This is a genomic window from Streptomyces sp. SS1-1 (assembly GCF_008973465.1).
Lineage (GTDB): Bacteria > Actinomycetota > Actinomycetes > Streptomycetales > Streptomycetaceae > Streptomyces.
Window position 1 is genome coordinate 6,813,564 of record NZ_WBXN01000004.1, and the last position, 12,164, is coordinate 6,825,727.

14 protein-coding genes are annotated in these 12,164 nt (G+C 72.4%); 5 read left to right on the forward strand and 9 right to left on the reverse strand.

Annotated elements, in window-relative coordinates; genetic code table 11:
- Positions 1-20 precede the first annotated feature (20 nt).
- Entirely contained in the window at positions 21-983 is a 963-nt protein-coding gene (locus tag F8R89_RS32590; protein ID WP_151787349.1) for an SDR family NAD(P)-dependent oxidoreductase, read from the reverse strand.
- Positions 984-1,274: 291 nt separating this feature from the next.
- The gene (locus tag F8R89_RS32595; RefSeq protein WP_192806294.1) at positions 1,275-2,300 is read right to left on the reverse strand and encodes a PHP domain-containing protein; all 1,026 of its coding nucleotides are present in this window, start codon (positions 2,298-2,300) and stop codon (positions 1,275-1,277) included.
- 90 nt (positions 2,301-2,390) lie between these two features.
- Here F8R89_RS32595 and F8R89_RS32600 point away from each other — a divergent pair, with 90 nt between their 5' ends.
- Positions 2,391-2,627: a hypothetical protein gene (locus tag F8R89_RS32600; RefSeq protein ID WP_151787351.1), complete on the forward strand. Its 237-nt coding sequence runs from the start codon at positions 2,391-2,393 to the stop codon at positions 2,625-2,627.
- A 9-nt stretch (positions 2,628-2,636) separates the two neighbouring features.
- Here F8R89_RS32600 and F8R89_RS32605 read toward each other — a convergent pair whose 3' ends face one another.
- From F8R89_RS32605 to F8R89_RS32615, 3 genes are all read right to left on the reverse strand, one after another.
- Positions 2,637-3,869: a ricin-type beta-trefoil lectin domain protein gene (locus F8R89_RS32605; RefSeq protein WP_151787352.1), complete on the reverse strand. Its 1,233-nt coding sequence runs from the start codon at positions 3,867-3,869 to the stop codon at positions 2,637-2,639.
- A 177-nt stretch (positions 3,870-4,046) separates the two neighbouring features.
- On the reverse strand, positions 4,047-4,628 hold the full coding sequence (locus F8R89_RS32610) for a VanZ family protein (protein ID WP_151787353.1): 582 nt from the start codon (positions 4,626-4,628) through the stop codon (positions 4,047-4,049).
- 97 nt (positions 4,629-4,725) lie between these two features.
- The gene (locus tag F8R89_RS32615) at positions 4,726-5,388 is read right to left on the reverse strand and encodes a DUF4230 domain-containing protein (protein WP_151787354.1); all 663 of its coding nucleotides are present in this window, start codon (positions 5,386-5,388) and stop codon (positions 4,726-4,728) included.
- A 176-nt stretch (positions 5,389-5,564) separates the two neighbouring features.
- Here F8R89_RS32615 and F8R89_RS32620 point away from each other — a divergent pair, with 176 nt between their 5' ends.
- The gene (locus F8R89_RS32620; protein ID WP_151787355.1) at positions 5,565-6,515 is read left to right on the forward strand and encodes a ribose-phosphate diphosphokinase; all 951 of its coding nucleotides are present in this window, start codon (positions 5,565-5,567) and stop codon (positions 6,513-6,515) included.
- A 7-nt stretch (positions 6,516-6,522) separates the two neighbouring features.
- Here the strand turns inward: F8R89_RS32620 and F8R89_RS32625 are convergent, their stop codons facing one another.
- A complete protein-coding gene (locus F8R89_RS32625) occupies positions 6,523-6,903 on the reverse strand; it encodes an anti-sigma factor antagonist (RefSeq protein WP_225994560.1) in 381 nt (126 codons plus the stop codon).
- A 213-nt stretch (positions 6,904-7,116) separates the two neighbouring features.
- Positions 7,117-8,067, reverse strand: coding sequence for an NADP-dependent oxidoreductase (locus tag F8R89_RS32630; protein WP_151787357.1), 951 nt, complete (start codon positions 8,065-8,067; stop codon positions 7,117-7,119).
- A gap of 71 nt (positions 8,068-8,138) precedes the next feature.
- Between F8R89_RS32630 and F8R89_RS32635 the strand changes: the two genes are divergently transcribed.
- Together F8R89_RS32635 and F8R89_RS32640 are read left to right on the forward strand one after the other, a co-directional pair.
- A complete protein-coding gene (locus tag F8R89_RS32635; protein WP_151787358.1) occupies positions 8,139-9,110 on the forward strand; it encodes a GlxA family transcriptional regulator in 972 nt (323 codons plus the stop codon).
- A gap of 91 nt (positions 9,111-9,201) precedes the next feature.
- Positions 9,202-9,594: a VOC family protein gene (locus F8R89_RS32640; protein ID WP_151787359.1), complete on the forward strand. Its 393-nt coding sequence runs from the start codon at positions 9,202-9,204 to the stop codon at positions 9,592-9,594.
- A gap of 40 nt (positions 9,595-9,634) precedes the next feature.
- Here F8R89_RS32640 and F8R89_RS32645 read toward each other — a convergent pair whose 3' ends face one another.
- Complete coding sequence (locus F8R89_RS32645; RefSeq protein ID WP_151787360.1) at positions 9,635-9,943, reverse strand: DUF4235 domain-containing protein; 309 nt, start codon at positions 9,941-9,943, stop codon at positions 9,635-9,637.
- A gap of 22 nt (positions 9,944-9,965) precedes the next feature.
- A complete protein-coding gene (locus F8R89_RS32650; RefSeq protein WP_151787361.1) occupies positions 9,966-10,979 on the reverse strand; it encodes a glutathione S-transferase family protein in 1,014 nt (337 codons plus the stop codon).
- A gap of 184 nt (positions 10,980-11,163) precedes the next feature.
- Here F8R89_RS32650 and F8R89_RS32655 point away from each other — a divergent pair, with 184 nt between their 5' ends.
- The gene (locus F8R89_RS32655) at positions 11,164-12,135 is read left to right on the forward strand and encodes a cation diffusion facilitator family transporter (protein ID WP_225994561.1); all 972 of its coding nucleotides are present in this window, start codon (positions 11,164-11,166) and stop codon (positions 12,133-12,135) included.
- Positions 12,136-12,164 lie beyond the last annotated feature (29 nt).

Sequence of the window (12,164 nt, forward strand, 5' to 3'; positions counted from 1 at the left end):
GTCCGGCCGGTCGCACGCCGTCAGCCGGCGAAGGCGTCCACGCCGGTCAGCTCCGCCGACAGGGCCCACAGCCGGGCCGCCTGCTCGGGGTCGGTCGCCCAGTCCTTCACCCCGACGCGCTCGCCGTCGGCGGGGGCCGGCTCGGCGACCTCGCAGTCCTCCAGGTAGAGGCCGCCCAGGCCCGCCAGCCGGGGCGAGGTCGCCGCCCACACCTGGGTCGCGGCGCCCTGCTCGGGCGTCTTGAAGCCGGGCTGGGGGATCTCGTTGCCGTCCTCGTCGATCCAGCCGTTGGCGATCATCTCCTCGCGGGGGAGATGCCGCTGGAGGGGCGTGAGGATGCCGCCGGGGTGGAGCGAGAAGGCCCGGACCCCGCGGTCGGCCCCGAGCAGGTCGAGGTGGACGGCGAACAGGGCGTTCGCGGTCTTCGCCTGCCCATAGGCCTGCCACTTGTCGTAGCCCCGGCGCCACTGGACGTCGTCCCAGCGGACGCCGGAGTAGTGGTGGGCGCGCGAGGACACCGACACCACGCGGGCGCCGCCCGGCTCGATCGCCGGCCACAGCCGGTTGACCAGGGCGAAGTGCCCGAGGTGGTTGGTGGCGAACTGGGCCTCCCAGCCGGGTCCGACCCGGGTCTCCGGGCAGGCCATGATGCCGGCGCTGTCGATCATGATGTCGATCGTCCGGCCGCCTGCCAGGAACCGTTCGGCGAAGCCGCGGACGCTGTCCTGGTCCGCCAGGTCGAGTTCGTCCACCTCGACGCCGTCCATCCCGGCCAGCGCCTCCTCGGCGGTGGACCGGCGGCGGGCGGGGACGACGACGTGGGCGCCCGCGCGGGTCAGGGCCCGGGTGGTCTCCAGGCCGATCCCGGAGTAGCCGCCCGTGACGATCGCGAGCTTCCCGGTGAGATCGATGCCCGCGAGGACCTCGTCCGCGGTGCTGGTCGCTCCGAAGCCGGAGCCGATCTTGTGCTGTGCAGTGCTCATGTCCGGAACGCTACGAATTGGAGTGCTCTCGAAGTCAAGCGGACGGGGGCCGGCCCGCGCCCGGACAGGAAAAAGCCCCGGCCGGACGGGGGATTCCGGTCGGGGCGTCGAGGGTGGGTGCGCATGGCGGTCGCCTCTCGGCGAAAGGCTCCACAGGGCTTCAGCCGAACGATCTTCCCTGTGGGCGGATGGTGAGGCCCGGGGACACTGTCCCATCCGCACCCACGGCTGGTTCAACGGTGAACAAGCGGCGGATGTTCCTGGTCCCGCCGCGTGGGGCGGTGAGGTGCGTCACGCCCGGGAGTGCTGCTTGTCGCGGGTCCACGCCAGCAGCTCGTCGGCCGTCCAGGTGGTGACGACCCGCTCGGCGGGCACCCCGCACTCCTCGGCCCGCGCACAGCCGTACCGCTGCCAGTCCAGCTGGCCCGGGGCGTGCGCGTCGGTGTCGATCGAGAACAGCGTGCCGGCGGCCACCGCCCGGCGCAGCAGGCGGCGGGGCGGGTCCAGCCGTTCCGGCCGGCTGTTGATCTCGACGGCCGTCCCGGACTCGGCGCAGGCGGCGAACACCGCGTCCGCGTCGAACTCCGACTCCGGACGGCCCCGCCCGGTGATCAGACGGCCGGTGCAGTGCCCGAGGACGTCCGCGTGCGGGTTGCGCACGGCCGCGATCATGCGGCGCGTCATCGAGCGGGCGTCCATGCGCAGCTTGGAGTGCACCGACACCACGACCACGTCCAGACGCTCCAGCAGCTCGGGCTCCTGGTCCAGCGAGCCGTCGTCGAGGATGTCGCACTCGATGCCGGTGAGTAGCCGGAACGGCGCCCAGCGGGCGTTCAGCCCCGCCACCACGTCCAGCTGCTCGCGCAGCCGACCGGCCGACAGCCCACGGGCGACGGTCAGCCGGGGCGAGTGGTCGGTGAGCACCGCCCACTCGTGCCCCAGCTCCGCCGCCGTGCGCCCCATCTCCTCGATCGGACTGCCCCCGTCGGACCAGTCGGAGTGCAGATGGCAGTCGCCGCGCAGCGCCTCCCACAGCTCCCGGCCTCCCTCGGGCGGCCCCGCGGCCGGCCGGTTCTCCAGGTCGGTGAGATAGCCGGGCACCTGTCCGGCGAGGGCCTCGCGCACCACGCCGGCCGTCTTCGGGCCGACGCCCTTCAGCTTCTCCAGCGTCCCGGCCTCCGCCCGCGCGCGGACCTCGTCCGGGGGCAGCCCGGACAGCACCCGGGCGGCCGTACGGAACGCCCGGACGCGGTACGTCGGCTCCAGGGACCGCTCGAGCAGGAAGGCGATCCGGTTCAGGGCCTCGACGGGATCCATCGCCACCTCCTCCTCCAGGGTTCCCCGGCCCCGCCGCCCCCGCACGGCGACGGCGGGCGGAAGCAGGCGGACCCGTCCTAGGCTCTATGCATGACCGAAAGCGCGAGCCCGCACATCGCACAGCCGCGGATCATGGTGCTCGGGGTCCAGCCGGGCACGCCCCCGTTCCGCATCATGGAGATCGACGGTGAGGTCGTCTGTGAGGCCAGGACCATCACCGACGTCCTCACCACCGCCGCCCTCTACGGCATCACCGTCCACGACCTCGACGACCCGGACGTGGTCCGCTGGGTGGGTGGCGACAAGTTCACCTGGCACCACCGCTGAGGGACCGGCTCAGCCGACCGTCCACTTCTGGTTGGCCCCGCCCGTGCAGGTCCACAGCTGCAGCCGCGTGCCGTTGGCCGAGCTGTTCCCGGTGGCGTCCACGCACTTGTCGGCCCGCGGGTTGACGAGGTCGCGCGCCGCGGAGACGGTCCACTTCTGGTTGGCGCCTCCCGTGCAGTCCCACAGTTGCAGCGGTGTGCCGTCGGCGGTGCCGTTGCCGGTGGCGTCCAGGCACTTGCCGAGCGCGCGCAGCGAGCCGTCCGAGCCGGCCGTCCATTGCTGGGCGGCGGTGCCGTTGCAGTCGTAGAGCTGGACGGGGGTGCCGTTGGCGGTGTTCGCGCCCGCCACGTCCATGCACTTGCCGGCGATGCCGCGCACGGTGGTGCCGCCGGTCGGGGAGTCCCCGGTGGTCACCGAGACGTGGTCGACGACCAGTTGCTGCGGGAAGGCGGTGGAGCCGTCGGGGTCACCGGGCCAGTAGCCGCCGACCGCGAGGTTCAGGATGAGGAAGTACGGCCGGTTGAACACCCACTGCCTGCCGCCGAGGTCGGCCGGGGTGCGCCGCTGGTAGACGTTGCCGTCCACGGACCAGGTGATCGAGTCCGGCGCCCAGTCGACGGCGAAGGTGTGGAAGGCGTCCGCGAACGCCTGCCCGTTCGGCAGGGTGTAGCCGGCGCCGATGCCGCCCGACCCGGAGTAGCCGGGGCCGTGGAGCGTGCCGTGCACGGTGGACGGCTCGAAACCGACGTTCTCCATGACGTCGATCTCGCCCGAGTCGGGCCAGTTGACCGGGGTGCCCAGCATCCAGAACGCGGGCCACATGCCCTGGCCGCGCGGCACCTTCATCCGCGCCTCCACGTGCCCGTACTGGGCGGTGAACTTGCCGGAGGTGTTCAGCCGGGCCGAGGTGTACTGACAGGTGCCGTACCAGCACTGGTAGTTGGCCGGGTTCTCACGCCGGGCCGTGATGACCAGATGGCCCTGGCCGTCCAGGGCCGCGTTCTTGTTGCCGGACGTGTAGAACTGCCGTTCGTGGTTGTTGACGTTGTCGCCGGTCTCGATCTGCCACTTCGACCCGTCGACGGCGGCGCCCGCGGGGCCGTCGAAGGTGTCGGAGAAGACGACCGCGGCGGCCGCGGCACGCGGTGGTTCCGCCTGGGCGGGCGCGATCGCGGCGGCCGCGACCAGGACCGCCGAGAGGGCGGCGAGCAGGGCAGAGCGGATCAGCCGTGGGGAGGCCATCGTGCTCCCTTCCGTGCGACGACCCGTCAGCCGGGTGCGTCGACCGTGGTGGGGGGTGAAGGTGTCGTCACTTGATTCAAGACTTGAGTTAAGGGGGCGTCAATACTGTGGTACGGACCAGTGGGCATGAGTCCGCCCCGCGCCCGGCGGGACCGGGGCGGGGCGGCGAAGGACGGGTCAGCTCCGGACCCGCCGGGCGTGCACCGCGCGGCTCAGCCGCCGGCCCAGCAGGAGGTAACCGATGAGCGCGCCCGACGTGTTGAGGATGACGTCGTCCACGTCGAAGGCGCGGCCCGTCACCAGGGCGCCCTGCGCGAACTCCACCAGCAGCATCACCGTCGCCGTCAGCAGCAGCACCCGCAGCACCCCCCGGGTCCGCGGGGCCACGATGGGGACCAGGACGCCGAACGGCACGCCCAGCAGCAGGTTGCCGCCGATCTGCCGTACGGCGTCGCGCAGTTCGGGCTGGTCCAGATAGGCGCGCAGCGAGCGGCCGGGGTGCAGGTTGGTGTGGATCAGGCTCTCCGACGCGGGGGAGGGCTGGAGGGTGAGCTTGGCCAGGACCACCGCGAAGGCGACCATGAACGCGAAGGCGCACACCATCGCCACGCAGCGGGCGAGGAGGCGCAGCGGGCCGCCCCCGGACGCGGAGCCGTCCCGGTCCACGCCCTTGGACTCCGGTCCGGGGCCGGCGGCGCTCTTCGTCCTGGGTGCGCCGAGGCGCGACGCGACACGCGATCGCGAGATCCCAGCGGCCATCATGTCCTCCACTCGTCAAGGTCCGGGCGTGGTCACGCGCTTACCCCCGTACCGCCCGGGGATGCGGTCGCTTTCGGCCGCCGGCGGGCCGGGTCCCTCATGTCCCGTACGTCACCTTCACCTCCTCGAAGCCCAGGGAGTGCAGCAGCCCCTGGAGCATGTCGGTGGTGTTCTTCTCGGCCCGCGCGGTCAGCCCGCTCTTCTTCGCCGCGTCCCCGATGTGCCGTACCGCCAGCTTCTGCACGGCCTGTTCGCTGTTCGGGTTGTCGGAGAACAGGTCGCCGAGGCGGTCGAGCAGCCCCCGCTGCTTGGAGACCGCGTAGGAGCGGTCGGGGTCGAGGGCCGGGGTGCCGAGCACGGCGTGCGGCAGGCGCAGCGTGGCGGACGTACGGTCCTCGTTCACCGTGACGTCGTCGTCGCCGACCTTGCCGAGGTCCACATAGGCGTCCACGGTGCCCGCGCCGACGTACAGGGTGCGGGTGCCGCGGATCGCGTCGGGCAGGAACTTGGCGTCCTTCTCCAGGTCCACGACGATCTGGAAGTTGCCGGAGGCGGCGTCGTAGCGGCTCATGTCCTGGATGGACCGGAGCAGCGCGGGGCCCGACCGGTCCTGGGTCTCGGTGCCGAGCAGGTCCTTGAGCCCCGGGAGCACGCTCAGCCGGATCCCGGCGAAGAACACGCCCAGCACCAGGATGACGGCCGTGACCGCCTTGGCCCAGCGGGGCATGCGCCGGTCGATGCGCTTGATGGGAGTCGTCATGTCGACGTCCCTCCTTCCTGCTGACCGGATACCCCCAAATCCCGTACTGAGCGGGTCTGTTGGCCGGAACCGGGGGTGCGCCGGGGCGCGGGCGGCGGCTGGACTGCCGAACCAACGTTTCTGCAACCTCAGTAGCATGTGGCCGCCACCCGTGATGATCATGCGAGGAGCGGATCGTGCGAGAGATAGCCGTGTTCAGCGGCAGTGCCCATCCCGAGCTGGCGGCGGAGGTCTGCGCCCAGCTCGGGGTGCCCCTCAGCCCCACCCGGGTCAGCCGGTTCGCCAACGACTGCCTGGAGGTGCAGCTCCAGGCCAACTGCCGGGAACGGGACGTCTTCCTGATCCAGCCCCTGGTGCGGCCCGTCCAGGAGCACCTGGTCGAGCTGCTGCTGATGTGCGACGCCGCGCGCGGCGCGTCCGCGCGCCGGATCACCGTGGTGATGCCGCACTACTCCTACGCGCGGTCCGACAAGAAGGACGCACCCCGCATCTCCCTCGGCGGGCGGCTTGTCGCCGACCTGATGGTGGCGGCCGGCGCGAGCCGCGTCCTCGCCATGACGCTGCACGCCCCCCAGGTGCACGGCTTCTTCTCGGTGCCCGTCGACCATCTGCACGCGCTGCGGGAACTCGCCGCGCACTTCCGGCAGTACGACCTGAGCCGGACCACCGTCGTCTCGCCGGACCTCGGCAACGCCAAGGAGGCGGCGGCGTTCGCCCGGATGATCGGCGCCCAGGTGGCCGCGGGCGCCAAGCAGCGGTTCGCGGACGACCGGGTCAGCATCTCCTCCGTGATCGGCGAGGTGAGCGGCCGGGACGTCATCGTCCTCGACGACGAGATCGCCAAGGGCAGCACGGTTCTCGAACTGCTCGACCGGCTGCGGGAGATGAACCCGCGGTCGATCCGGGTGGCCTGTACGCACGGCCTGTTCGCGGCCGGTGCCCTCAAGCGGATCGGCGAGCAGCCGGACGTCCTGGAGATCGTCTGCACCAACACCGTGCCGGTGCCCGAGGAGGAGCGCACGGACAAGCTGCGGATCCTGTCGATCGCGCCCGCGCTCGCGGAGGCCGTACGCCGCATCCACAACGGGGAGTCCGTGAGCGCCCTGTTCGACGCGCCCGAGGACTGACGGGGCGTCAGGATGCGCCGGAGGCCGTCCCGGCGGTGTCGAGGGCGGCGTCCGGCGTCGGATGCGGGGGCAGCAGCCGGGACAGGCCCGTGATCCGCAGGATGCGCAGGATCAGCGGCTGGGTGCACACCAGGTGCAGCCGTCCGCCGTGGTCGAGCACCCGGCCGCGGGCCCGGTACAGCAGCCGCAGCCCCGAGCAGTCGAAGAACTCCACGCTCCGCAGGTCGATCACGACGCGCGCCTCCGGGTCCGTCGTCACCCGGTCCAGGTAGGGACCGATCTCCGCGGCCGCGGCGATGTCGATCTCACCGAGGAGTTCCAGCACCAGATGGTCCCGGTGGCGGTGGGTGCGCAGATGCCGGGTGAAGGGCGCAGGTTCCTGCCGCACGACCACATCGCCTCCAACCCGTTCCCATGCCGCGGGTGCCCAAGTCCGGCTCCCGCACTGCAAGTTACCCCCGATCGAGCGAATCTGAGCATGTTCGATTGACATATGTCTTTGATTTGCGACACAGGTTTCGCCCGATGGCGGGACGGCGATTCTCCACGCGGTCGAGCCCCCCGGCCGCACGGCCGGGGGGCGCGCTCACAGGCGGCCCGCTCAGTCGACGGTCAGGACCAGCTTGCCCGTCACATGGCCTTGCTCCCCGAGGGCGTGCGCCTCGGCGGCGTCGGACAGCGGGAAGGTCCGCTCGATCGCGGCGCGCAGCTTGCCCTGCTCGATCAGCTCCACGAGGGAGCGCATGTCGGCGCGGTCCGCGTCGACGAGCATCCGGACGGCCCGCACACCGAGCCGCGCCGCCTCCTCGGGGAACTCGTCCGAGCCGACCGGGATGATGGAGACGACGACGCCGCCCGGACGCAGGACGCGCAGCGAGCGCAGGGCGGTCTCACCGCCGAGCGTGTCGAGGACGACGTCGACGTCCTTCACGGCCTCGGCGAAGTCGGTCTCCCGGTAGTCGATCGCCTCGTCGGCGCCGATCTCCCGCAGGAAGCCGTGCTTGCCGGCGCTCGCCGTGCCGATCACGTACGCGCCCCGCGCCTTGGCGATCTGCACGGCCGCGTGCCCGACCCCGCCGGCCGCCGCGTGGACCAGCACCCGCTGCCCGGGCCGCAGGTCCGCGTGCTCGACCAGGGCCTGCCAGGCGGTGAGGGAGACCAGCGGCAGCGCGCCGGCCTGCGTGTGGTCGATCGAGGCCGGCTTGTGCGTCAGCGCGCGGACCGGCGCGATCACGTACTCGGCGTGCGAGCCGTGCCCGTACGGGTACGGCAGCATCCCGAAGACCTCGTCGCCGGGCTGGAACGCGGCGACGCCGATCCCTGTCGCCTCCACCACGCCGGAGACGTCCCAGCCCAGGACGAAGGGCGGGTCGCCGAGGAAGCCGCCGGTCGCCCGGTGCTTCCAGTCGGTCGGGTTGACGCCGGCGGCGCGGACCCGGACCAGGACCCGGTTGGGGCCCGGCTCCGGCCGCTCCAGCCGTACCTCCTGGAGGACCTCGGGACCGCCGAGGACGTTCTGACTGATGGCTCGCATGGTGTGCTCAGTGCTCATGGTCCCTCAGCCTGCCCGGAGCGAGCCCTCCGGAAAATGGCACGATTGCCAACCTTCGATACGATCGTGCCATGAGTGAGCGAGGAACCCCTGGGCGGACCGAGCGCGTCGTGGTGCTGGCCCTGGACGGCGTCTACCCCTTCGAGCTGGGCATCCCCAGCCGGATCTTCGGCGCGGCCGACGGCCACTACCAGGTGCTGACCTGCAGCGTCGACGGCCGCCCGGTCCGCAGCAACGCCGACTTCACGATCGGCGTGCAGCACGGCCCGGAGATCCTCGCCACGGCCGACACGGTGGTCGTCGCCTCCATGGCCACCGCGTACATCCCCACCGAGCTGTCCCCCGAGCTCGCCGGAGCGCTGGCGCTGATTCGCCCGGACGCGCGCATCGTGTCGATCTGCACCGCCGCGTTCGTCCTCGCCGCCGCCGGACTCCTCGACGGGCGCAGGGCCACCACCCACTGGCAGGTCACCGAGGCGTTCCGCCGGATGTACCCGCGGGTCGACGTCGACCCGGACGTGCTCTTCGTCGACGACGGCCGGATCCTCACCTCCGCGGGCGCCGCGTCCGGCGTGGACGTCTGCCTGCACATCGTGCGCACCGACCACGGCAGCGAACTCGCCAACGCCGTCGCCCGGCGCTGTGTCGTGCCGCCCTTCCGCGACGGCGGACAGGCGCAGTACATCGAGCAGCCGGTCCCCGAGAGCGGGGCCGCGAGCACCGCCGCCACCCGCGCCTGGGCCCTGGAGCACCTGGACGAACCCCTCACCCTGTCGGACCTCGCCCTGCACGCCCGGATGAGCCGCCGCACCTTCGCCCGCCGCTTCGGCGACGAGGTCGGCCTCAGCCCCGGCCGCTGGCTGATCCAGCAGCGGGTGGCGCGCGCCCGGCACCTCCTGGAGTCCACCGACCTGCCGGTCGACCACATCGCCGCGCGGGTCGGCTTCGCCACCGGCGCCTCGCTGCGCCAGCACCTGCACGCCGCGATCGGGGTCTCCCCGCAGGCCTACCGGCGCACCTTCCAGGCCGCCACCGTCCGTTGACGGCCCGGACACGGACTGAAACCACCCCGGCGGGTTAGACGGGAGGGACAGGGCAGCGGGGCAGGCCGCGCCCCGGACCTTCGGAGGAGCCATGCCGCTCGTGAAAGCCGGGTTCATCGTGCTCGACTGTGCCGAGCCCGAGAAACTCGCCGAGTTCTACAGGGAGTTGCTGGAGGGCGAGCAGACCGGCGCCACCGCCAACCAGGTCGAGATCCGGGGCGCCGACGGCATCCGACTGGCCTTCCGCCGGGACATGAACGCGACCCCGCCGAGCTGGCCCCGCCCCGAGAACTCCCTCCAGGCGCACCTGGACTTCGTGGTGGACGACCTGGACGAGGCCGAGCGCCGGATCGTCGGCCTCGGCGGGCGTCCCGTGGAGGCCAAGGACGCGCCGGGACCGTACGAGGAGCGCGGCTTCTCCGACCCGGCCGGGCACTCCTTCACCTTGCGCCGCACGCCCGGCACCGCCCCCAAGCAGGGCTGAGGCCCCGGGCGGACGCAGCACCCGGGGCCCCCTCACGCCGTCAGTCCCGTCCGCCCTTGTCGGTCGACGGCCAGACACCGGTGGACCGCTCGACCGCCTTCGCGCCCGTGCGGTCCGCCAGGCTGCGGGCCATCGCGAACAGGGCGCCCTGGACCGCCGCGGCGAGCAGCACCTCACCCCAGCCGCGGTCGCGGTCCAGGGCGTCGGGGGCGTCCTCCTCGTGCCGGATCGCCATCCACGTCTTGCGGAAGGCGAGCCCGGCCAGGGCGCCGCTCGCCCAGCCGAGGGCGAACCCCAGCGGTTTGTAGGCGAGGGGGAGCTTCGCCTTCTTCTGCTTCTTCTTGCCCATGTGCCTGTGCCTCCTCGGTAGTTCAGGGACGGGCGTGCGCCGGTACCCGCTCGGCCTCGGGAACCGGACCGGGCGGCGTCCCGTCGCCGAACGGCCGGCCGCCCAGCTCCGCACGGTGATGCGGTGTCAGCCAGCCCGACAGGTCCGGCCCGACGGGGACGATCCCGGTCGGGTTGATCCCGGTGTGCACCTGGTAGTAGTGCCGTTTGATGTGGTCGAAGTCGACGGTGTCGCCGAACCCCGGCGTCTGGTAGAGATCGCGGACGTAGGCCCACAGCACCCGGTTCTCCGCCAGCTTCCAGCGGTTGCACTTGAAGTGACCGTGATAGACGGCGTCGAAACGGACCAGTGTGGTGAACAGCCGGATGTCCGCCTCCGTGATCGTGTCCCCGACCAGGTAGCGCCGCCCCGTCAGTCGCTCGGTCAGCAGGTCCAGCCTGCGGAAGAGGCGCGTGTACGCCTTCTCGTACTCCTCCTGCCCGGTGGCGAAGCCCGCCCGGTAGACGCCGTTGTTGACGTCCTCGTACACGTCCGCCATCACCTGGTCGATCTCGTCCCGCAGCGGCTCGGGGTACAGATCGGGCGCGCCCTCCCGGTGCAGGGCCGTCCACTCGGTCGCCAGGTCCAGTGTGATCCGCTGGTAGTCGTTGGTGACCAGTTCGCCGCTGGGCACGTCCACGATCGCCGGAACGCTCACCCCGCCTGGGTAGTCCGTCTCCCGCCGGTCGTACGCCTCGCTGAGGAACCGGATGCCGAGCACCGGGTCGCGGCCGCCGGGGTCCAGGGTGAACCGCCAGCTCCGGTCGTCCTGCACGGGGTCGGTGATCGCCATGGGCAGGGCCTCCTCGAGGCCCAGCAGCCGCCGGGAGACCACCGCCCGGCTCGCCCACGGACAGGCACGGCTGACGACGAGCCGGTACCGGCCCGCCTCGACCGGCCAGCCGTCCCGGCCGTCCGCCGTGATCCGGTCCGTGAAGTGCGCCCTGGACCGCTGGAACGCCTTCCGGCCATAGGCGGTGTTGCCCCCGCCGCTCATGATCGCTCCCTTCCGCAGGCCGCCGGTCCGTCCGGCCGGTGCCGGGTTCCTCCGTTCGCGCCCGCCATGCGGGCGGGCCGCACGGACGCCGTCGCCGGGACCGTACGCCCCGGCTCCCCCCGAGTCCCCCGTTTTCCGCCGGCCGCACGGTGTGAGCGGGGGAGCCCGGGGCATCCGCCGTTAGGTGAGCAGCACACAGGAGACCCCGCAGTCGGACCGCAGGACCCGCATCACGGTCCTCGTCGCCCTCGCCGCCAACCTCGTCATCGCCGTGGCCAAGGCCGTCGGAGGGCTCCTCGCCCATTCGCCCGCCCTTCTGTCGGAGGCGGCGCACTCCGTGGCGGACAGCCTCAACGAGGTGTTCCTGCTGGCCGCGCTGCGCCGCAGCCGCCGCCCCGCCGACGCCCGGCACCCCTTCGGCTACGGCAAGGAGCGCTTCTTCTGGTCGCTGCTGGCCGCCGTCGGGATCTTCGTGATGGGTGGCTGTTTCTCGTTCTACCAGGGCGTGGAGGCCCTGCGCGGCGGCTCCGAGGAGTCGTTCGGCGGCTATGTGGCGGGCATGATCGTCCTCGGCGTGGCCTTCCTCGCCGAAGGGGCGTCGCTGGTGCGGGCGCTGTACCAGGTGCGCGGGCAGGGCGGGCTCGCGGAAGGCATGCGCGACCCGGCGCTGCGCACGGTCGTCGCCGAGGACGGCACGGCGGTGCTCGGGGTGAGCCTCGCCCTCGCCGGTATGGCCCTGCACATGGTGACCGGGCAGGTGGTGTGGGAGGCGTCGGCCTCGCTGGCGATCGGCGCCCTGCTCGTCTACGTCGCCTACCGGCTGGGCCGTGAGGCCCGCGACCAGCTCATCGGCGAGGCAGCCGACCCGGAGGCGGCCGCCCGGATCTGCGCGCTGCTGGAGGCGCAGCCCGAGATCGACAGCGTCGAGGCGCTGTTCACGATGAAGACGGGGCTGGAGAGCGCGCTGGTGGCGGCGCGGATCGACCTCGTGCCGGGACTGGACAGCGAACGGGTCGAGGAGGTCGCCGTCCGGATCAAGCGGTCCATCGGCCACACCGTCGCCGAGGCGGACCAGATCTTCCTCGACATCACCGAGCGGTCCGCGCGCGAGGCACAGGGAAGCCCCGCCGCGACGGGGGAACGCGGCGGGGCCTGACGCTCGGGTGCCCCGCCCTCGCGGGGTCA